This is a genomic window from Gardnerella sp. DNF01205 (genome assembly GCF_049244135.1).
Classification (GTDB): domain Bacteria; phylum Actinomycetota; class Actinomycetes; order Actinomycetales; family Bifidobacteriaceae; genus Bifidobacterium; species Bifidobacterium leopoldii.
Window position 1 is genome coordinate 104,515 of record NZ_CP058378.1, and the last position, 21,746, is coordinate 126,260.

At 37.4% G+C, this 21,746-nt stretch carries 16 protein-coding genes and 1 pseudogene; 9 read left to right on the forward strand and 8 right to left on the reverse strand.

What is annotated here, in order from left to right; translation table 11 throughout:
- Positions 1-118: 118 nt before the first annotated feature.
- The 6 genes from gyrA to dnaA form a co-directional block, all read right to left on the reverse strand.
- On the reverse strand, positions 119-2,749 hold the full coding sequence (gyrA, locus tag HXT47_RS00430; RefSeq protein ID WP_004106095.1) for a DNA gyrase subunit A: 2,631 nt from the start codon (positions 2,747-2,749) through the stop codon (positions 119-121).
- A gap of 69 nt (positions 2,750-2,818) precedes the next feature.
- The gene (gene gyrB, locus HXT47_RS00435) at positions 2,819-4,894 is read right to left on the reverse strand and encodes a DNA topoisomerase (ATP-hydrolyzing) subunit B (RefSeq protein WP_004106076.1); all 2,076 of its coding nucleotides are present in this window, start codon (positions 4,892-4,894) and stop codon (positions 2,819-2,821) included.
- A gap of 181 nt (positions 4,895-5,075) precedes the next feature.
- The gene (locus HXT47_RS00440) at positions 5,076-5,543 is read right to left on the reverse strand and encodes a DUF721 domain-containing protein (protein ID WP_004106074.1); all 468 of its coding nucleotides are present in this window, start codon (positions 5,541-5,543) and stop codon (positions 5,076-5,078) included.
- The gene (recF, locus tag HXT47_RS00445) at positions 5,543-6,844 is read right to left on the reverse strand and encodes a DNA replication/repair protein RecF (RefSeq protein WP_004119711.1); all 1,302 of its coding nucleotides are present in this window, start codon (positions 6,842-6,844) and stop codon (positions 5,543-5,545) included. Before recF ends, HXT47_RS00440 begins: the two co-directional genes overlap by 1 nt.
- A 98-nt stretch (positions 6,845-6,942) precedes the next feature.
- Positions 6,943-8,067, reverse strand: a complete 1,125-nt coding sequence (gene dnaN, locus HXT47_RS00450; protein WP_004106071.1) for a DNA polymerase III subunit beta — start codon at positions 8,065-8,067, stop codon at positions 6,943-6,945.
- Positions 8,068-8,496: 429 nt separating this feature from the next.
- Entirely contained in the window at positions 8,497-10,110 is a 1,614-nt protein-coding gene (gene dnaA, locus HXT47_RS00455) for a chromosomal replication initiator protein DnaA (protein ID WP_004106068.1), read from the reverse strand.
- A gap of 389 nt (positions 10,111-10,499) precedes the next feature.
- Between dnaA and rpmH the strand changes: the two genes are divergently transcribed.
- The 9 genes and pseudogenes from rpmH to HXT47_RS00500 all read left to right on the forward strand — a co-directional run bounded on the left by rpmH (position 10,500) and on the right by HXT47_RS00500 (position 18,261).
- Positions 10,500-10,634: a 50S ribosomal protein L34 gene (gene rpmH / locus HXT47_RS00460; protein ID WP_004106067.1), complete on the forward strand. Its 135-nt coding sequence runs from the start codon at positions 10,500-10,502 to the stop codon at positions 10,632-10,634.
- A gap of 21 nt (positions 10,635-10,655) precedes the next feature.
- A complete protein-coding gene (gene rnpA / locus HXT47_RS00465; protein WP_004119708.1) occupies positions 10,656-11,153 on the forward strand; it encodes a ribonuclease P protein component in 498 nt (165 codons plus the stop codon).
- Positions 11,154-11,191: 38 nt separating this feature from the next.
- Positions 11,192-11,512 (forward strand): membrane protein insertion efficiency factor YidD, encoded by a 321-nt coding sequence (yidD, locus tag HXT47_RS00470; protein WP_004119706.1) that lies wholly within the window; start codon positions 11,192-11,194, stop codon positions 11,510-11,512.
- Entirely contained in the window at positions 11,512-12,525 is a 1,014-nt protein-coding gene (gene yidC / locus HXT47_RS00475; protein WP_004106059.1) for a membrane protein insertase YidC, read from the forward strand. Before yidD ends, yidC begins: the two co-directional genes overlap by 1 nt.
- Positions 12,526-12,661: 136 nt before the next feature.
- Positions 12,662-13,216: a protein jag gene (locus HXT47_RS00480; RefSeq protein ID WP_004106048.1), complete on the forward strand. Its 555-nt coding sequence runs from the start codon at positions 12,662-12,664 to the stop codon at positions 13,214-13,216.
- A 138-nt stretch (positions 13,217-13,354) separates the two neighbouring features.
- Complete coding sequence (gene rsmG / locus HXT47_RS00485) at positions 13,355-14,065, forward strand: 16S rRNA (guanine(527)-N(7))-methyltransferase RsmG (protein ID WP_004119703.1); 711 nt, start codon at positions 13,355-13,357, stop codon at positions 14,063-14,065.
- Positions 14,066-14,898: 833 nt separating this feature from the next.
- Entirely contained in the window at positions 14,899-15,870 is a 972-nt protein-coding gene (locus HXT47_RS00490; protein ID WP_004106046.1) for a ParA family protein, read from the forward strand.
- Positions 15,870-17,227, forward strand: a pseudogene (locus HXT47_RS00495) (ParB/RepB/Spo0J family partition protein). The gene HXT47_RS00490 and the pseudogene HXT47_RS00495 overlap by 1 nt, the downstream one beginning before the upstream one ends.
- Before the next feature lie 611 nt (positions 17,228-17,838).
- A complete protein-coding gene (locus HXT47_RS00500; protein ID WP_410297498.1) occupies positions 17,839-18,261 on the forward strand; it encodes a hypothetical protein in 423 nt (140 codons plus the stop codon).
- Between the two features lie 150 nt (positions 18,262-18,411).
- Here HXT47_RS00500 and trxB read toward each other — a convergent pair whose 3' ends face one another.
- Both trxB and HXT47_RS00510 read right to left on the reverse strand, forming a co-directional pair.
- On the reverse strand, positions 18,412-19,353 hold the full coding sequence (trxB, locus tag HXT47_RS00505; protein WP_004105805.1) for a thioredoxin-disulfide reductase: 942 nt from the start codon (positions 19,351-19,353) through the stop codon (positions 18,412-18,414).
- 34 nt (positions 19,354-19,387) lie between these two features.
- Positions 19,388-21,607: a kinase gene (locus HXT47_RS00510; RefSeq protein WP_032835464.1), complete on the reverse strand. Its 2,220-nt coding sequence runs from the start codon at positions 21,605-21,607 to the stop codon at positions 19,388-19,390.
- Between the last annotated feature and the right edge of the window lie 139 nt (positions 21,608-21,746).

Here is a 21,746-nt window from a genome sequence, read left to right on the forward strand (position 1 = left end):
TAATCAGTGCCATTATACCAATGAGAGTACCAATAAAAACAGACTAGAACAGTTTTTATTAGTACTCTCAAATTTTTAAGAAATAATATTATTAATATTATTCCGTATAAGAAGTTTCTTAAGCTTCCTCATTTTCTGAAGTAGCTTCTTTTTCTTCTAATTGATTTTCTTCGTCATCCGTTTCTTCATTACGGGCAATAGAAATAATTTCATCGCCTTTATCCGGCTTAGCTAAGGTTACGCCTTGAGTTGTTCTACCAGTACGCTTCACTTCGTTAACGTCAGAACGAATTACCTTACCGGACTTCATAATTGCCATTACTTGATCTGTTTCTTCAACAATCAAAGCTCCAACTAATGAACCACGACCCTCTGCAAGTTGAACAGCTTTAACACCGTAGCCGTTTCTTCCTTGCAAACGATACTCTTCAATAGCAGTTCGCTTAGCAAAACCTTCATTAGTAACAACAAGAAGATCTTTACTAGTTTCTGCTGCAACAACGTCCATATCAAGTAATTCGTCACCTTCACGGAATCTCATACCCTGAACGCCGGCAGTCTGACGACCCATTGGTCGAAGTTGTTCATCATCTGCTCTAAACTTCAAACTCATTCCAAGCTTAGAAACAAGAATAATGTCGTCTTCTGAATTACACAAAGCTGCACCAATAAGCTCATCAACAGGTTCACCTGTTTCTTCATTTGCCATCAAACGTACAGCAATCAAACCGCCTTGACGTGGAGAATCATACTCTTGCAATGCAGTTTTCTTAACTTTTCCAGAACGAGTTGCCAATACCAAGTATTTAGCGACATCATAATTTGGAATTGATAACACTGCTTGAATTGTTTCTCCAGGGGCAAATTGCAACAAATTAGCAACATGCTGACCTTTAGAATCGCGAGATCCTTCTGGAAGTTCGTAGGCTTTCAGACGATAAACTCGACCACGATTAGTAAAGAAGAGCAACCAATTGTGTGTAGAAGTTAAGAAGAAGTGATCAACTACATCATCTTCACGAAGCTTTGCACCCTTAATACCTTTACCACCGCGGTGTTGAGCACGATACTCGTCTGCCTTAGTACGCTTAATATAACCTGCGCGAGTTACTGTTACAACAACGTTTTCTTCAGCAATAAGATCTTCAACATTCATTTCACCAGAGAATGGAAGAATCTTAGTTCTGCGATCATCACCATATTTTGCAACAATTTCATCCAGTTCATCGCCAACAATTTTGCGCTGACGTTCTGGGCTTGCCAAAATATCGTTGTAATCAGCAATTTTAATCATCAAATCTTCATGCTCGTCGAGAATCTTCTGACGTTCCAAAGCTGCAAGTCTACGAAGTTGCATTGCAAGAATAGCATCCGCTTGAACTTCATCAACATCAAGCAAATTCATTAAACCAGTACGAGCAGTTTCAACATCTTTAGATGAACGAATTAAAGCCACAACTTCATCGATCATATCCAAAGCTTTCAAATAGCCTTGCAAAATATGATCTCGCTCTTCAGCTTCACGCTTTAAGTAACGTGTACGCCTATCAATTACTTCAAGCTGATGGGTTACCCAATGACGAATAAACGCATCCAAGCTCAAAGTTCTAGGAACACCATCAACCAAAGCAAGCATATTTGCGCCGAAAGTTTGCTGCAATTGCGAATGCTTATACAAGTTATTTAAAACAACTTTTGGAACAGCATCGCGCTTAAGAACAAGAACCAAACGCTGACCAGTACGGCCAGACGTTTCGTCGCGCATATCTGCAATACCTTGAATTTTGCCATCTCGTACAGCTTCACGAATAGAAGCAGCTAAGCGATCAGGATTAACTTGGTATGGAAGCTCGGTAACAACCAAGCACATACGTCCCTTAATTTCCTCAGTATTAACTACTGCTCGCATTGTAATTAAGCCACGACCTGTACGATAGGCTTGCTCAATTCCCTTATGACCTAAGATTGTTGCTCCAGTAGGGAAATCAGGTCCTTTAATTCGCTGAATTAAAGCTTCAAGAAGTTCTTCCTTGCTTGCATCAGGATGATCCAACGCCCAGTGCACACCATCAGCCACTTCACGCATATTATGAGGTGGAATATTGGTTGCCATACCAACAGCAATACCAGCAGAACCATTAACTAAAAGATTCGGGAAACGAGCTGGCAAAACCGTAGGCTCTTGAGTTTTACCATCATAATTTGGCAGGAAATCAACGGTATCTTTATCGATATCTCGTACCATTTCCATAGCCAACGGTGCCATACGGCATTCCGTATAACGCATTGCTGCTGCAGGATCATCACCAGGAGAACCAAAGTTTCCTTGACCATCAACAAGCATATAGCGCATTGACCAAGACTGAGCCATACGCACTAAAGTGTCATAGATAGCAGAATCACCATGAGGGTGATACTTACCCATAACATCACCGACAACGCGAGAACACTTGTTATATCCGCGATCAGGCCTGTATCCTCCATCATACATTGCATAAATAACACGACGGTGAACAGGCTTTAAACCATCACGAACATCTGGTAAAGCACGCTCAACAATAACAGATAATGCGTAAGCTAAATAAGATTCGCGCATTTCCTGCTGCAAATCCATGTTCTTTACGCGAGCACCCTTCATTAAGCCATAATCAGTATTATCTGCTTCCTGAGGGCTCTGTGGTTCCATAGAACCATCTGGAAGCTGATCTCGCTCAGCATCATCACGAGCGGAATTTATTTCGTCTACCACTTCAATTCCTTCTTAATCTTATAAAAATTAAAGTTTTTTCTTTTTATCTTTTCGAATAAATTAATACTTTTAAGCGTCAATAAACCTTGCATCATGAGCATTTCTTTGAATAAAGAGTCTACGAGGCTCTACTTCATCGCCCATAAGCATAGAGAATGTTTCATCAGCTCGAGCAGCATCTTCAATATGAATTTGCTTCAAAATACGATGTTCAGGATCCATTGTTGTTTCCCACAACTCCTGATAACTCATCTCACCCAAGCCCTTGTATCGCTGAATACCTTCACCTTTAGGAAGTTGACGACCAGCAGCTTTACCTTCTGCCAAAACTCTGTCTCGCTCAGCATCCGTATAAACAAAGTCATGTGCTCCCTTGCTCCACTTCAAACGGTACAAAGGTGGCATAGCAACATAAACGTATCCTGCAGTAATCATAGGACGCATATAGCGGAAGAATAGTGTCAAATTCAAAGTAGCAATATGAGCGCCGTCGACATCAGCATCAGCCATAATAATGACTTTGTGATATCGAACCTTGCTTAAATCGAAGTCTTCTCCATAACCACCACCAACAGCAGTAATTAAGGATTCAATAGTTTCAGACTTCATCATTCTGTCAATTGAAGCGCGTTCAGTATTCAAAATCTTACCGCGCAAAGGCAAAATTGCTTGCGTAATAGGATCGCGACCTTGAATTGCTGAGCCACCTGCAGAATCACCCTCGACTATGAATAATTCACATTCCTCAGGATTACTTGACTGGCAATCCTTCAACTTATCTGGCATTCCAGCAGTTTCAAAAATAGACTTGCGACGAGTATTTTCGCGAGCTTTTTTAGCAGCAAGTCGAGCACGAGAAGCTTCTATAGCTTTTTGAATAATATTTTTTGCTTCATTTGGATGAGCATCAAACCAATCTCCAAGCTTTTCAGTCATAACTCTTTGTACAAAAGTCTTAGCTTCAGAATTTCCAAGCTTTGTTTTAGTCTGACCTTCAAACTGTGGAGTTGTAAGCTTTACTGAAACAACTGCTGTTAAGCCTTCGCGAACGTCATCACCAGAAAGATTAGTATCTTTCTCTTTTAAAATATTCTTTTCGCGAGCATAACGATTAACTAAAGTAGTAAGCGCTGCACGGAATCCTTCTTCGTGAGTACCGCCTTCAGTAGTTGAAATAGTATTAGCAAAAGTGTGAACTGCTTCAGAATAAGCAACAGTCCATTGCATAGCAATTTCCGCAGAAATACCAATTTCAAGATCTTCAGCCTCAAAGTCAATAACATCTGGCTCTACTGGAACAGCTTTTCGAGATTTAACTAAGTAATCAACATAGTCTTTAATACCATGCTCATACTGGTAGCTTACACTTCTATGCTTTTCTTCACTAGAAGATTCAGAATCACCTGCAACTTCATCTCCAGCTTCATCTGGCTTACGTAAATCAGTTAAAGAAATCTTCAAACCCTTATTTAAGAAAGCCATCTGTTGGAAGCGAGAACGCAAGGTTTCAAAATCATAAACTGTTGTTTCAAAAATTGTTCCGTCTGGCCAGAAAGTCACAGAAGTTCCAGTAGATTCTCCTTCTGCCATTGGCTCACCTTTTGCCAAAGGAGCAGTTGGATGCTGATCAACATAAGTTTGAGTCCAGTGGAATCCTTGACGACGAACCTCAATTTCTACACGAGTAGAAAGTGCATTAACAACAGAAATACCTACACCGTGTAAACCACCAGAAACAGCATAACCGCCGCCACCAAACTTACCGCCAGCGTGAAGCTTAGTCATAACTGTTTCAACACCAGAAACACCTTCGCCTGGCACTTCATCTACTGGGATACCTCGACCATCGTCGACAACACGAATAGCATTATCAGGCAAAATTGTTACTTCAATATGCGAAGCATATCCTGCCAAAGCTTCATCAACAGAATTATCAACAATCTCATAAACCAAATGATGCAATCCACGAGGACCAGTAGAACCAATATACATACCTGGTCTAATACGAACTGCCTCTAATCCTTCTAGAACGCGAAGGTCACTCGCATCATAATGTTCAGGAGCAAGTGAATCATCGAGTTGAGCATCATCAAGTTTATGCTCTTCGACGGCATTATCCATCGAATTATCTTCCGTGTTTGCCACTTTAGGTCCCTTCACAAATTGCCTCATATCAAAAGGCATTTATAGAGCCAACACATGCTAGAAAGCACATAAAAGGGGATTCTAGCGTTTTAGCCATAATACATGACATTCTACACACATACTATGACCTCTCTTCAGAAAGAGGCATTTTTACTATTTTTAAAAAAATATAATACTATTATTAAAATTTATTTCTTAAAAATCCTAATCCACTCGTTGTTGGACCAATAACTTTAATTTCTTTTATTTCAATATTTTCAAGGTTATTATTAATTTTTTCTTTTAATTGTGGAATTAAATAAGAAAGTTGAGTTGCCCAAACTGTTGATTGAGCACGAACAATAAGCACACCATTTACAACTTGACTTATTTCACAATGTTTTGCAATACTTTCCCCTACTACTTTATGCCAAGAAGAACGTAATTTTGCTATAGAAAGTTGACTATTCCAGTTACTTGTAGAAGCAAAATTTTTTAAAATACCACAGAATGATTTAGGATCTCTACCAGGTTTTCCAAAATTTTCCCAAGCTTGTTCTGCAATTTTTTCACGATTATTTTCGCGTTCAGCTTTTTTATTAATAGGATCAAAAATAATTGCAGGTAATTTTCGAGTATCAATTTTTAAAAGAATATTAACAGGAATCATTATTTTTCCTCCTGCTTATTTTTTCTTTGTTCTATTACATCAAGCAAAATATTATTATGCTCTTCACTGAAATTATTAATTTCATTATTTTTTTCTAATAGTTCTCCAATATTTATAAGATTTGTTTTTTTAATATATTCTTTATTAGGAATGTCGCTAAGAGAAGAAGTAGTAATAAAAACTTGACCTTGATTAAGTGCAAAATTTAATATTCTTATGCGCCTATTTTCATCAAGTTGTGCAAATACATCATCGAGAATAACAATAGGTTTATTATTATTTTTTTCTTCTAAGGCCTTGCATAATGCCATTTTTGAAGCTATTGCAATTGTCCAAGATTCACCATTCGAAGCAAAATCTTTAGCAGAAATATTATTAATAACAAAGTCAATATCATCACGATGAGGGCCAATAAGATTGCATCCTCTAGCTAGTTCTCCCTCATAAATACGTTGAAAATGCTCACTTATTTTAGAAAAAAGCTCGTTTTTATTTTCAACATTTTCCTCACTATTTTTTTCAAATAATACTTCTTCAAAAGAAGGAACATATATTATTCCCGTATTCTCTTCATTAGTAAAAGATTTAATTATATTTTTGAAATATTTATTAATAATTTGCACAGTTTCTTGTCGTGCTTTTGTTAAGTTAATACCACTTTCAATAAATTTACCAGTCCAAATTTCTAATCCGGATAATGAAACTGTCTGATTTTTGTATGAATAATCTCTAATATTTTTTAACAGTGCAGCACGCTGTTTAGAAATATGTTTAAATTCTTGCAATAGTTGCACATAATTTGGTACTAACAAAGATCCAGCTTGATCGATAAAAGTACGCCTAACATTAGGATCACCAATTATAAGAAATTGGTCTCTTGGAGTAAAAGAAACTATTGGCAATAATCCAATAATGTCTTTAACATATAATGCTTTACCAGAATTTATATGTGCTCTATTAGAACCTTTTAAGTAAAGGTCTATTTCATAAGTTGTTTTATCTAAATTACTTTCTAAAGATGAAATATTATTTAAATCAGTATTTGTTTCATCTTTTTTATAATTTATTTCGTTATTAATTGTATTTATTCTTATTATTGATTTTTCATAGCCCTTTTTAATAAGAGGCAATGTTGAAGATGTTCTGTGACTTATTCCAGTACCAGTAACTTCTAATGCTTCTACAATATTGGTTTTCCCTAAACCATTATTGCCATATATAACATTTATTCCAGGTTTAAAATCACAAATTATATGGTTCCAAGAACGAAATGTATCAAGGGCAATTCGCGAAATATACATTGCTTAATTACCCTTTCTTAATAGTTTTAAAAGAAAAATGCGATATTACATTGTACATCAAAAAATAATCTAAAATACAATGCAATATCGCAACAATATTAATTATTAAAACGCATAGGAACAAGCAAATAGCGATAATCTGTTGATTCATCACCATCTGATTCCTGCTGACCATTAAATTCAACAGGTTTTACAGCTGTTGCCATTTTCATATGAACGAATGGCTCTGGAATAGCTCCTAAACCTTCAAGTAAATAGTTTGGATTAAAGGCAACAGTTATGTCTTCTCCATCCATATCGATATCAAGTACTTCTTTTGCTTGTGATTCGTCAGCAGTACCAGCACTCAAAGTTAACTCCTGATTTGAAAAAATCATTCGAATAGGAGCATTTCTTTCGGCGACTAAAGATACTCGCTTAATTGCATTTATCAATAATTGTTTATTAATAATTGCGTGAATAGGATATTCATCTACGAATAGTCGATCTACAGAAGGGAATTCTCCATCAATTATTTGTGAAGTACTTGTACGACCGGAATTTTCAAAACCTAAAAGTGACTTATCTTCCTCGTTAAAATGAATAATAACATTTTGATGATCGTCAAGAGAATGAGCAATATCTCTTAGTAATGACCCACGAGTAAGAGTGGTCGAATGAATGTCATTATGTTCTGGTGTCCACTTAAAAGTAGATCTAGATAGACGGAATCTATCAGTAGAAGTCATAGTAACGGTGTCATCTTCAAATTGGATCCTAATTCCAGTTAAGACCGGTCTATTTTCTTCTCTAGATGTAGAAACAGATGCTTGGTTTACAGCTTGAATAAATGTTGGTGCATCAACCTGACCTAATTTATTAGGCAATTTAGGCAAATCAGGATATTCTCCAAGAGGCATAAGTTGCAGAGTAAATGTTGATTTTCCGGAAGTAATAGTCAAAGTATTATTTTCAGATTTTAGATAAGTTTTTTCTGCAGGAAGAGACTTAGTAATATCTGCCATCAATTTGCCTAGAATAAGTATGCTTCCCTCTTCGTCAACACCAGCTTCAATGTGATGGCAGCTAGAAATTTGATAGTTGAATGCAGAAAGTTGCAATGTGCCATTTGCTGCTTCAATCTTTAAGCCTGCAAGAATAGGGTTTGCAGGGCGTGCGTCAATTACGCGTGTAGTCCAAGCTACAGCATCAGCAAATGATGCAGAGTTGACTTCTACTTTCATGCTTCCTCTTTTCTGTAAAGTCTGCATTTATTCTACAGTATGATGTTGCCTATAAAAAATATTTTTAAATGATTACATTGCTTTTGCAATTGTTATTTTTCTTATTAAGTAAGTAATAAATAAAAGCAGTAATAAAGACTGTGTATATGTGGAAAAGTGGTTAAAAATCGCTTTTTAAAAGACTTATTAACAATTAAAAGATGTGGATAACGCAAGAACAACAATGTGGATAAGTAGGCAACTTATCCACAGCTTTTTCTATTTTTTAAAGTTTCCACATTTTTAAATGCCTTATAAACAACTTAATAACATTTTTAAGCGGCGTTTTCCACGAGTTATGCTCAGCTTTTACCCACATTTGTTATTAAGTATGTGGATAACTTTTTATAAACTTTTAAACATTTCTTCATAAATATGTGGAAAATAAGTTTACTTTCTACGCTCAACAGGATTTTGTTTTAAACGAACAGTTAATTCCATGACGTAGTTATAAATTTCTTGCTTTTCTTGCATCTCGCCACTTACTCGAGTATAAGCATGCATAACTGTAGTATGATCCCTACCGCCAAAAACTTCGCCAATATCAACCAAACTCATGCTTGTCATTTCTCTTGCAAGATACATTGCAATTTGACGAGCGAGTGCAACATTCTTTGTGCGCTGACGACCAACAAGTTCATCAAAAGTCATGTGGAAATACTGAGCTACTTGACTAATGATGTCAGTTGGTCTTACTTCAATATCTGTAGCAAAGAAATCTTGTAATGCTTGTTCAGCTAAAGCTTTACTAACAGGCTGATTACTTAAAGATGCTACAGCAGTAACGCGTGTCAATGCACCTTCAAGTTCACGAATATTTTCCGTAAAACGTTCAGCAATTAAATCAAGTACGTCACTTGGAACATTACAGTGATTCATTGATGCCATCATTCTCAGAATTGCAATACGCGTTTCCAAATCTGGCGGTTTAATATCAACCGTAAGACCTGATTCAAATCTGGAAATTAAGCGTGCTTCAAATCCCTTAAGATTTTTTGGCGCAACATCTGAAGCTATAACTATTCGCTTATTTGCTTGATATAAAGAATTAAAAGTATGGAAGAATTGTTCAAGTGTTGCTTCTTTTCCACCAAGGAACTGAATATCGTCAATAAGAAGAACATCTACTTCACGATATCGCCTATTAAAATCAGCAATTTGACCTTGACTTTGATTTGGTGTTTGAAGAGCTTCAATAAATTCATTAGTGAATTCCTCACTTGTTACATAACGAACTTTAAGTGAAGAATCTTTTACTAAAGCATAATTGCCAATTGCATTAAGCAAGTGAGTTTTGCCAAGACCGGAGCCACCATAAATACATAAAGGATTAAAATCTCTGCCGGAACCCTCTGCGACTGCCAAAGCTACAGTTCTTGCAAAACGATTTGAATCGCCAGGCACAAAAGTATCAAAAGTTGCGCACGTATTTAAATGTGTAATTGCATCGCGTTGAACAGAGACAGGCATTTTTTGCTGTGCAGCCTGTTCAGTAGAAATATCAGTTTGTTGAAGAGTAGATATTCCAGTTGCATGATCAAAATCTGGTTGTACAGGAGATACATCATTAGCTGTAACTGATGGCAAATCATTAGATGCTGAAACTGAAATATTATCAACAGGTAAAACTGTATTATCAGTTACTGCTTTATTTAAAATCGTATTGTTCTGTGCTTGATGAGATAAAGAATTTGAAGGACTTTGTGCAGTTTTTTCCTGATATTCAGATTGAGGAACAATCCTAAAAGCAGGAAACATATCTTTACCAGTGCAAATCTTTAATGCTGTAAGTAGAGGAGAATTTAATTCATTTTGCAAGGCTTGTTGCGTTTCAGCATTAGATACACACAAAACAATGGTTGTACCAAAGATTGCTTCTGGTTTAACACCTTCAAACCAACCTTTATCGCGCGCAGTTAAAAGGGCATTATGCTGTAAAACAGTAAGCGTATTAGACCATACCAAAGCAGCTTGCGATGTAGGATCGCCTAATGTATCAGCCATTTCACCCCCCAAACTTGCATTTAGCGCATGTAATAATGCTGATTCTGTTTACGAGCGCACGTGTGTAATAAGTATCAGTAAGATATGTTTACTCTGACCCTACGAAGTTATCCACAGTCTAGCGTGTTGAAATTGTTTAATTGTGAATAACATGTGTGTAATTTGTGGATAAGTTTAAAGCTGAGATTTGGCTATTTTTCAACGATTCTGCGTGTATAATAAATTATGATAGAAATGTGAATAAATCATTTTTATTTATATTTGACTATGTTGATTCTTTAATAAGAAAATGTGGAGTTTTGAACATTGGTGAGGGGTAATAGTATTTTGGTATAGCTTGACTCATACGGGGCCATGCTTTTGCATGGCTGAATACAGGAGCATTAGTTATGAAGAGGACATTTCAGCCGAATAATCGTCGTCGTCACATGAAGCACGGCTTCCGCGTTCGCATGCGTACGCGTGCAGGTCGCGCAGTAATCAATCGTCGTCGTGCCAAGGGCCGCAAGTCACTGTCTGCCTGAGTTAAGGTAGCGTCGTAAGGCATGGAAAGGCTGAAAAGCCACCGTGATTTTGTTGCGGTGCTAAAAAAACGGCGCAAGGTGAGTTCCCGGGATATCGTCGCGCATTACATTATGCGTGACGATATAGCCGTGCAGAGCACACTTAACGAAGATAGAAGTGCAAGTTTAGATTATATTGCCACGGGTTTTGAAAGTGATACTCCCGCGGCATTTTCTGGTACCTTCTTACATGATCAAAAATTTGAACATGTAAAGAGGCTAGGTCTTGCTGTATCTAAATCAGTGGGGAAAGCTGTAGTTCGCAATAAGGTAAAAAGACGTCTACGAGTAATCGCAAAAAATTATGAATCTTTATTACCTGCAGGTTGTGATGTGGTGCTAAGAGCAAAACCTTCTGCAGCTCAATCTTCATTTGATTCATTACAATGCCAGATACAAAAGCTTTTTGGCAAAATTAGTGCAGATTTATGTTCTACACAAAATTGCAAAATGCATGAGAATAATCAGAATCAAGGATAATTGAAATATATTATTTTGAGTAAATGGTGGTTATTGTTATGCGTAGTAAAAAAAGTTTAAGCTCTAAGTTTGTAATTAGTGCAATTAGATGGTATCAGCGCACGATTTCTGCAAATAGACCAGCTTGCTGTAGATACTATCCTACGTGTTCGCGTTATGCTATTGAAGCAATTGCTAGATATGGCACGTTCAGAGGTGGTATTCTTGCATTATTACGCCTTCTACGCTGTAGACCTTGGACAAGCTGCAGTATTGATGATGTGCCACGCAAATATTCAATTTTTTACAGATGTGCTTGGTCTAAGGCACATGAAGAGCCACGGCTAACTCCCTTGGCTGAAGAAGACAAGGAAAACTAATGTTTAATCAAGATAACTTCATACTTGATAATGGATTCTTGGGATGGTTTTATAAAATCTTGACGCCAGTTGAGTGGCTTATGACTCAAATTATGTCATTATTCCACAAGTTATTAACTCTTCTTGGAATGAATGAAATTGGCTTTTCATGGGTTTTTTCCATCGTATTCTTGGTATTAGTTGTGCATGCGTGCATTTTCCCTGCATTTATTAAAAGCATTAAAGGCATGCGCAAAATGCAAGCTATTGCGCCTAAGGTTAAGAAAATACAGCAGAAATATAAAGGTAAAAATGACCCTGCAAGTAAAGAAGCTATGCAGCGTGAAATGATGAAGCTTTATCAAGATAACAAAGCTAATCCTGCTGGTTCGTGCTTGCCTATGATGATTCAGGGTCCTGCATTTATGAGTATTTGGTATACGCTTTCCGTTATTCCTTTTATTGCTCGTGGTAAGCATGCAGCTCTTGGTGCCTTTGATATTGCAACAGCACAGCAATTCGTTAAAACTCGCGTATTTGGGGTTGGTGTTGCAGATACTTTTATGACAACTGCTGGCGCAGGTAAAATTGTTATAGTTATATTTGTTGTACTTATGTGTGCTGCAATGTGGTACATGCAATTCAATAATATTCGTAAGAATCTTCCGCCTGAGTCTAAGCAGGGTAGCCAATATACTGTACAAAAGCTCATGATGTGGGGATTCCCGTTGATTTACGTTTTCTCTGCGTTTGCTATGCCGTTTGCAATGTTGGTTTACTGGTTAGTAAACAATGTTATAAATATGCTGCGTTCAATTTGGCAGGTTTATGCATTCCCAACTCCTGGATCTCCTGCAGCTGAAGAAAAAGAAAAGCGTGATTATCAAAAAGAAACTGCTCGGCGCGAGCGCGAAGGTTTGCCTTCTATTGAAGAAGAGAATCTTCAAAAAGCTCGTGAAGAAGCTGAGCGTAGAGAGATTGAGGGATTCCAACGCAAGCAGCCGCAACGTAAGCGTAAGGTGGCAAAGCGCTAATATTTAGATACATTTTGCGGATATATAAAGTCATTTTTATGACTTTAAAATAAGTTAGTAACTTGGCTTTATTATCCGCTAAACTAGACTTCAGAAATTTTTAAAACGTGAATTTTCTCACGATAAGGAGTAATTAATGGTACAAGATGAGAAGAGGACGGTTGATCAACTCAATGAAGAAGCTGATATTGCCGCAGATTATTTAGAAGGCTTACTCGATATTGCTGATTATGAGGGTGATATTGAGATGGGTGTGCGCAATAATCGCCCAATGATTCAGATTGTTGCAGATGATGACACTGATATTAAGAATTTAATTGGTCGCAATGGTGAGGTTGTCGATGCCTTGCAGCAATTGAGCCGTCTTGCTGTTCAGCAAAAAACCGGTGATCGTTCGCATCTTATAGTTGATGTAGATGGATTCTTAAAGCGTAAGCGCCAGCATTTGCGCGATATTGCGTTAGATGCTGTTGATGAGGTGCGTGAAACTGGTGAACCTGTGAATTTGAAGCCAATGAATTCTTTTGAACGCAAAGTTGTTCATGATACTGTACGTGACGAAGGTTTGCGTTCCCGTTCACATGGTGAAGAACCACACCGCTATGTAACTGTTTACATGCCTTCAGTTGCTTCTGAAGATGAAAATATTGACGAAATTGACGATGTAGACGGCGAATATTCTGAAGAATAATTAATTTTTATTTAATTGTTTCTTTTCAAAGGAAAAGAGAAATAAAATGAAAAGTAACACAATGAAACAAAAAATGTTTTGTTGTGTTACTTTTTATTTATTTTTTATTATATTTCTTTTATTTGTTTTGGGGAAAATATGGAAGCTAGTTTAGATAAAAAATATGAGGAAGATGCACAAAAAGTAGCGGACGAATTAGAAGGATCCCCATTGTTAAGTGAAGTTTTAGGTGAAGCATTAGAAAAGTGCAAGCTGTTTCACGTGAAACTTCAGCAAGAAGGATTAGTAAGAGGTCTTATCGGTCCTAGAGATATGAATATTCTTTGGGAAAGGCATATATTAAATTCTGCAGCAGTTGTTCCTTTTATTAAAGAAGCAGTAGTTGGTAGGAAAAATAAAAGAGTTGCAGATGTAGGTAGTGGCGGAGGTTTTCCTGGTCTAGTTTTAGCTGCGTGCTTACCTGATTATGACGTTACTTTGATTGAACCTATGGAGCGTCGTGTTGATTGGTTGTGTGAGTGCGTTGCTCTTATGAAATTAAAAAATGTTACTATATTTCACGGCAGATCAGATGAAGTTATTGACAAAATTAAGTCACATGAAATTCCAGCGTTTGATGTAGTAACATGCAGAGCCGTAGCTCCTATGACGAAATTAGCTGGATGGACTATTCCTCTATTGAATAAGCACGGGAAATTAATAGCATTAAAAGGTAAATCTGCTCAAGCAGAAGTAGAAAAAGCTGTAAAAATGATTCGAAAAGCTGGTGGCACAAATCCTCGCATTCTTGAAGCGCCAGTTGCATCTGGTTTGCAGCCGACTACAGTCGTATTAATCGATAAAGCCTAATTTTTTTAATTAAAATTTGTGTTTTCTATGGCGCGAGTTTATTTTCGATGTTCTTGCATATCGTCTATGAGTTTTGTAACTGATTTAGTTTTTTGGTTTTGACGAGGCTGGAAAATTTGTGTTTGCGTGCGTCCCGTCCTTCGTGCGCTCTGGCTGCTAAAAGAGTTTAGTTTGTTCGCCTATCTTTAAAGAATGTAGCTTCTCAGTCCTCTTTTAGCACTGAACACAATTTTTCCAGCCTCTCAACACATTAAACACCAACACAAAACTCATAGACTCGTGCAGAAAGTTACGTAAAGTGCGTGGTTTACTAAGTGCAACTAAAGTAACGCAATTAAGCTGCGGGTGGGTGCGTGGGTTGAGGTTTCTGGTGTGGTGTGTGCGGCAGCGCTAATACTAGTGTTCGCTGATCAACAGGAATCAGCGTCTGCAGAGCATTAATGTTAAAGTTCACTAAGCAATAAGTAATCGACGTTAGCAAAGCATTACTGCAAAGCTTCATAAGCAACGTTCGCAAATCACTGATGCAAAGCTACAAAACTACTGTTCACAGAAGCCAACTGCAAAGCTTCATAAGCAACGTTCGCAGAAGCACTGATGCAAAGCTACGAAACCACTGTTCGCAGAAGCACTGGTGCAAAGCTTCATGAACGTGCAAGATTTAATCAGTGCGAAAAATCGAAAAAATACGTAGTTAGTTATGGAATAAGGTGTTGATGTTTCATGTGAAACATCAAAAAAATTTGTGCTTTTTATGTCCATAGAAACGACGAAACTTAAAACACGATATTTTATTTTAAGAGTTTCGCATATTTAATTGGGGGTGATACATCGTGGAATCAGCTGCTGAAACGATTCAACGAATTTTTGGAGATTCGAAATCCTCCCTAGGTATTGAATTGGCAGATTTGACATCTCGTTTTCATTCCATTGAACAGGCGAAATATCCTAAGCCTAAGCAAACGCGTTTTATTGCTGTTGCTAATCAAAAAGGTGGAGTAGGAAAAACAAGTTCTGCTGTAAATCTTGCTGCAGCTATGGCTGTGAGTGGATCAAAAGTACTTCTTATTGATATGGATCCACAGGGGAATGCATCAACTGCATTAAATGCTCCTCATGCTTCTGGTAATTTGTCGGTTTACGATGTTCTTGAAGGGCGAAAAAGTATCGCTGAAGTAAAACATGCTTGTCCAGATATTGAGGGACTTGATGTTGTTCCAGCATCTATTGATTTAAGCGGTGCTGAATTAGAGCTTGCAGATATGGATAATCGTAATAATCTGTTAAAGGATGCCTTGCAAGAATATCTTGATAATAGCAGCGAACACTATGATTATGTTTTTATCGATTGTCCTCCGTCGCTTGGCTTATTAGTTATTAATGCAATGTGTGCAGCACGTGAAATGCTTATACCAATTCAAGCTGAGTATTATGCTCTTGAAGGTTTAGGACAGCTTATAAGAACTATTGGTTTGGTCCAGCAACATTACAATCCAATTTTAGTTGTTTCTACAATGCTTGTTACTATGTTTGACAAGCGAACTTTATTAGGCAGAGAAGTTTTCCAAGAAGTTAAAAAACATTATCCAAATATTGTGCTTGAGACTACGATCCCTCGTACTGTGAAAATACCTGAAGCGCCAAGTTTTAACCAAAGTGTTATTACTTATGATCCTCATGGATCAGGAGCGATTTCTTATCGCGAAGCTGCGTTGGAAATTGCGAAAAGATCTAAGACTGTATTATCTGTTATTGCAGCAAAGCAAGATGCTAATCGACAAGAACAACAACAGGAGAATAAATAATGAGTGGAAATAAGTCTCGCCTGGGTAAAGGTTTAGGCGCTTTGTTCCCAGCTTTGCCTGGCGAGGATGCGCTTGCCGATGCGTCTAATAATTTGCAATTTAATGTTTCGCATGAAACAGAAAAATCCGAATCTGTGGATAGTCAATTAGAAAAACAAGCAAAAGTTTCACGTGAAACGTTACATAAAGATAATAATCAATCAAAAAATGTTTCACATGAAACAAAGGTCCCTAGTATGAGCAATTCAATTGCTCCTCATGTGGATAAGAATAATAACAAAATAAAGAATGTTTCACGTGAAACCGTGCCGTCAATTCATACTAACAAGCATTCTCACAAACGTTCAACTATGCCGTCTCTTGGAGATGTCACTAGACCTATGGATTTCTTTTTTGGAGATTCAGCATCGACTACATTTATGTCATCTAAGACAAAAAATAATGAAGAAAATGCTTTTGGCGAAAAAATAAAGCTGTTGAAAAATCGAATAAAACCGCAAAAAATGAGCCTTTGAAGCCAGTAAAAGGCGGATATTTAGCTTATCTTAAGCCGCTAGATATTGTTCCTAATGCGCATCAACCGCGAACAATTTTTGATGAAGATGAGCTGCGAGAACTTGCATCATCTATTAAAGAAGTTGGCGTTTTACAGCCTATAGTTGTGCGACCTATTGTTGATGCCGATAAAAATGATGAACAAATTGCACATTATGAACTTATTATGGGTGAAAGAAGATGGCGTGCTTCTCAGCTAGCTGAACTTGATACAGTTCCAGCGATTGTGCGCACAACTGCTGATGAAAATATGTTAAGAGATGCATTGCTTGAAAATCTTCATCGCGTTGCTCTTAATCCTCTTGAAGAAGCGGCAGCATATTCTCAGATGATAGATGATTTTGGTTTAACACAGATTCAGCTTTCTCAGTCTGTATCAAAATCACGTCCACAAATTGCTAATACTTTAAGACTTCTCAATCTTCCTGCTAGCGTGCAAAAACATGTCGCCTCAGGCGTGCTTTCTGCAGGTCACGCACGAGCACTACTTGGCTTGGAAAATCCAGAAGATATGGAAAGTCTAGCTAAGCGCATTATTGCAGAAGGATTGTCAGTTCGTAGTACTGAAGAGATTGTTTCGTTGAAGAATGAAGATACATCTCATGGAGCAGTACGTACGCGTGTGCGTCGCAATAATCAGTGGTCTTCTTCGCCTGTGCGCAAGCAGCTTGAGGAGCATTTTGCTACCAAAGTTTCTATTAAGGGCACAGAAAATCATGGTCGCATTGAAATCGTATTTTCTTCTCCTGAAGAAATGCAACGAATTATTGGTTTACTTGTTGATGGGAATGGTAAAAACTAGAACCAGATTTGAAGAGCATGTAGCACAAAATATAACAGTAAGTAAATTGCGCTAATATTCCTATCTCCGCAGTTTATGGACGGAATAAATTTATGCAACGAGTAATTGCATCTCTGTTAAGAACTATTAAGAAATAAATATCGGAGTGTGCAAATAAGTTGCTCAGTAGTAGCAACGTAATTAGGATGGCATGTATAAGAATAGCATGTGAAGTAAGTAAAATAGGAATATCAAATCCAATATTATGCATAATGCTTGATTTTTGATCGGTTCGTATATAGCCTAATGTTTAGTGTTATCCGATATTTAAAACAGATAACGCTCATTCGCATAAATGGTGAATAATATTTGCAAAAATGCATATATAGAAGAAAGGGAAAGATATGTTAAATAAGAAAGTTGCTAAAACTTTTGCTTTTAGTGTAAGCGTGGTTTGTGGGCTAGTTGTTTCTGGATTATTTGCATCCAGTGCTCATGCATGTGTTTTTGATGATGTTGATCATAGTGTTTATACCAATCCTTCTAGTTCTTACCTGAGTAGTTTAGACTCATTTGATAATCTTTATTCAGGTAAAAAGGTTTCAGTTGAATTATTGAACAAGTGTGATTATATGACTGGTGGGGATTGTGCTCCGCTTCCGCCTTATGCTTCTATTCTTGACGGTGTCGATTCTGATACCTATGTCAATCCTTCTTCTTATCACTTGGGTGATTTAGACTCATTTGATAATCTTTATTCAGGTAAAAAGGCTTCAGTTGAATTATTGAATATGGGTGATTATACAACTGGTGGGGATTACACTTCGCTTCCATCTTATGATTTTACTTTTGACGGTGTCAATCTCGATACTTATGCTAATCCTGGCAACACTAACATAGATGATGACATCAGATTGGATGAAGTAAATGCTTACGACACGATCAGCTCGGATTCAGAAATTGAAAATGAGTTGCTAGAGAAACATAAAGAATTAGCCGAGGCAAAGTTGAATGCTAAGATTGCTCTTCCTGTGCCAGGTTCTCAGCATAACTAAATGCTAACTAATATATCTATTAGATAAAATCGTTTTTCGGCTGAGCTTGTTTCACGTGAAACTTACTCAGCCGAAAATACTTTAATAATATTTTAATAATAAAATTTAGTAATTTAACAAATATAAAAGCTGGAGTTTATATTATGATGCTTAGCTATATTTTTCGTTGAGATAAGTTTGAGCATCAAGAGCTGCTCTGCATCCCATTCCTGCTGCAGAAATTGCTTGACGATACATGTTGTCGACAACATCTCCAGCAGCAAAAACGCCTTCAACAGAAGTGCGAGTAGTTGCGCCATCAACAACAATCGTTCCATCTTCATTAAGCTTTAATTGGCCGTTTAAGAACTTTGTTGCAGGAGTGTGACCAATTGCCACAAACAATCCGGCTGACTCAACTTCTTGAGTTTCTCCCGTAATAACATTGCGAACAGTGAGTGAAGTAGCTTCTACATCGTTGCCGTGCACTTCATCTACAACGCTATTTGTAATAAATTTGATTTTTTCGTTCTCTTTTGCTCTGTCAACCATAATCTTTGAAGCGCGGAACTCATCTCTGCGGTGAATTAAAGTAACAGAAGAACCAAATCGTGTGAGGAACAATGCTTCTTCAAAAGCAGAATCTCCCCCACCAACTACAGTAATTGGTTTTCCTCGGAAAAAGAAGCCGTCGCAAGTTGCGCAATAAGATACACCTCTGCCGGAGTACTCGAGTTCTCCCGGAACGCCCAATTTGCGCACTTGCGAGCCCGTAGAGACAATAACTGCGTCGGACCCATAAGTTATACCGTCATCGGTAGTAACGAGCTTTACAGCGCTCTTAAAGTCTACAGAAGTGACATCGTTCAACAATACTTCTGCGCCAAACTTTTCAGCTTGTTTTTGCATAGATTCCATTAAGTCAGGGCCTAAAATACCTTCTGGGAATCCTGGATAATTCTCTACTTCCGTTGTGTTCATCAATTGACCACCTGGAGTAAGAGCTCCAGCAATAACAAGTGGTTTGTACCCAGCGCGACCCAAATATATTGCAGCAGTGTATCCTGCAGGTCCGGATCCAATTATGATAACTTTTCGAAGTTTATTTTCCATTACTTATTTCCTTAAAGCACTTATTATAAGAGATTCAGTACAGTTTTACAGAATTGATGTACAAACTGTTCTTAGGCATGCTATCTTTTGGAACCCATAGCATGAAATCTTGAGATTTTACAATCTTCTTAAGTTTTACATCTGTTGTTCCACTTTCGTCGAATGTAAATTCTGCTACTTGAGTTCCCTTAGTTGGATTATCTTTAGTATCTGCCAACAAATATGCGTGACCTCCAGAGGAACGTATCGAAACAACGAAGCGATACACAGTTTGTGGTTCGGTTAAGTGAATATAGTATCCATATCCAGCTTGATTAGCTGGGAAGCTTAAGAATTGATAACGATCAGCTTCGTAAGCAACGTTATTAGTAGGAATTTTAGGCTTAGGCACAGGTTTTACTTGCTTACGACCCATATTTTTCTTAGCAGGTTGTTTTTCTTGAGGAAGAATACCTTGGCTGCCAAACGGAACATTTTCTAGACTAGTGCTATCCCATGAGCCGTTGTTTCCGAAGCTATCTGTGCTTTCATGATTTCCAAATAAACCATGTAATGCCAAAGCTAATCCAGCTACAAGGAGTAACGAAACAGCACCGATAGCAATAACTTTGGTTGAAAGACCCCACCAAATTTTAGCATCTGCAATAGTGTTGTTATTTTGTGTATTCTGCTTTTGTTTGTGCAAAGTAGCAGCTTGTTCCAGAGGCTGGAAGCTTGGCGGCAAAGAAGGTGCTCCATTTTCTTGGATATCGTCGTTTTGGTCACTGTTTATTTCGTCTCTAAGTGCTCTTGCTGATTCCTCTCCAGGAGCTACAAATCTTCCGTGAGAATCAACAACAGGAACGCGACCAGTAGATTCGCCTTCTGAAGTTAAGTTTTGTGGTCTTGACATTAATTCTGTGTGCTGATTATTTTCAGTAAGAAGATGCCCAAAATCAAAACTACTAACTACGCCTGTTTCGTTAATAGTATTTTTGGAAGTTTGATTTCTTGTATTTTCAGCGTGATCAAAAATATTTTTAGACGTAGCAGTATCAGGAAAATGTTTATATGAAGCAGACAATGTTGGGAAAAGAGCATCGTCTGTATCAAGTTCTGTAGGAGCGAGAATGCTAGCCATTTCTGCTGCTGCAATATCATGAAAATCTATATCTGTATTAGTGTTAGTTTCGTCACTAAAACTATTGTTACCAATGCCTTCAGAATCTGAGTTAGTGTTGCTTCTTTTAAGAAGAGATCCTAATGTTCTCCCAGCATTTTTGAAACTATTACTTAATTTAGCGGATCCATTTGTATTGTTTGAAATAGTGTTGGCTGAATTAGTTGAAGAAAAATCGTTAGAATCCTGATTATTTCTTTGCATTAATTGTGCATCAAATTCTTCTTCACTTTGTGAAAGACCTTCAGGCAAAGGTAATATAAAATCATCTTTTGCTTCGCGAAGTCGAACATTGCTAATAGAAGCAGCACTTGTTTTACCATCAAGCACAATATCTTTTGTTGTGAGCTTCGATAAAGGCGTGTATGAACCTAATAATGCTACTAATTCTGCAATAGACGCCATAGGTATTACGTTGTTATTTTTATTTGGAGCTAGGCTTCTTGTGCAAATCATCCTAAATTCTGAAGGAGTATTATCTGGCAGAAGAGACGCATCAAAACGAGCTTGTATTCGAGAAGAAGTTTTAGTAATCAAAGTGTATAACAATGACGCAAGTTGCTTAGTTGCAATATGTTCAACATTTTGCCTTGGAATTTGATCATCATCTTTTTGAGTCACATCTTCCAAAAGAGGACTTACTGGAGTATCTGCTAACTCAATTCCTGAAGAACTTATGCGAACAGTGTCACTAGAAACAGCGTGGTGAGTGATATTGCTAGCAAGTAATCTGCTTAAAGCTTGTGCAGTTTCTGCAACAATAGTTCTTATTGCTTCGTAGCTTAAAGGTGCTTTTTTAAGAGCCAAATAATCATTGATAGTAATACCGCGATCTAAAGCTGTAACAATAATTGCAACAGAATCATGATGCCGTAATTGAAGTACTTGCGTAAACTTGCGGCTATGCGATAAAGCCAAGGTTGATGCAATTGTATTTACTTGCGGCAAAAAACGTGAATCTCGTACAATAAAAAGCTGGCAATCCTGCGTAAGTATGCGGTCATTAGCTTGCCATACTTGCAAGCCTGCTTCGTTGCGCAAAAGCGATACTAATACGTATCGATTTAGTACAATATCTCCTAACCGAGGTTCCATTTGTTCCTCATCTTCCTACGCATGTGCAATAAGTAACTTAACATTTTTTACTAACACATAATTGTACTGGTGAGCCGTCATGTTATGTACAGCATTTTGCTGTTATTGAAATAATTTCCCAAATAATCACATATTTTAA

Bases quoted from the DNA above. Each gene is read 5' to 3' on its own strand.
- recF (WP_004119711.1), bottom strand. From the start codon at position 6,844: ATGTATATTTCGCGAATTGCCCTTGATACATTTCGTTCTTGGAACCAT.
- HXT47_RS00440 (WP_004106074.1), bottom strand. From the start codon at position 5,543: ATGATTCCTGTTAATATTCTTTTAAAAATTGATACTCGAAAATTACCT.
- HXT47_RS00500 (WP_410297498.1), top strand. From the start codon at position 17,839: ATGACTGGTGGGGATTGTGCTCCGCTTCCGCCTTATGCTTCTATTCTT.
- rnpA (WP_004119708.1), top strand. From the start codon at position 10,656: ATGGAAAGGCTGAAAAGCCACCGTGATTTTGTTGCGGTGCTAAAAAAA.
- yidC (WP_004106059.1), top strand. From the start codon at position 11,512: ATGTTTAATCAAGATAACTTCATACTTGATAATGGATTCTTGGGATGG.
- yidD (WP_004119706.1), top strand. From the start codon at position 11,192: ATGCGTAGTAAAAAAAGTTTAAGCTCTAAGTTTGTAATTAGTGCAATT.
- rpmH (WP_004106067.1), top strand. From the start codon at position 10,500: ATGAAGAGGACATTTCAGCCGAATAATCGTCGTCGTCACATGAAGCAC.
- HXT47_RS00510 (WP_032835464.1), bottom strand. From the start codon at position 21,607: ATGGAACCTCGGTTAGGAGATATTGTACTAAATCGATACGTATTAGTA.
- rsmG (WP_004119703.1), top strand. From the start codon at position 13,355: ATGGAAGCTAGTTTAGATAAAAAATATGAGGAAGATGCACAAAAAGTA.
- dnaN (WP_004106071.1), bottom strand. From the start codon at position 8,067: ATGAAAGTAGAAGTCAACTCTGCATCATTTGCTGATGCTGTAGCTTGG.
- trxB (WP_004105805.1), bottom strand. From the start codon at position 19,353: ATGGAAAATAAACTTCGAAAAGTTATCATAATTGGATCCGGACCTGCA.
- dnaA (WP_004106068.1), bottom strand. From the start codon at position 10,110: ATGGCTGATACATTAGGCGATCCTACATCGCAAGCTGCTTTGGTATGG.
- HXT47_RS00480 (WP_004106048.1), top strand. From the start codon at position 12,662: ATGGTACAAGATGAGAAGAGGACGGTTGATCAACTCAATGAAGAAGCT.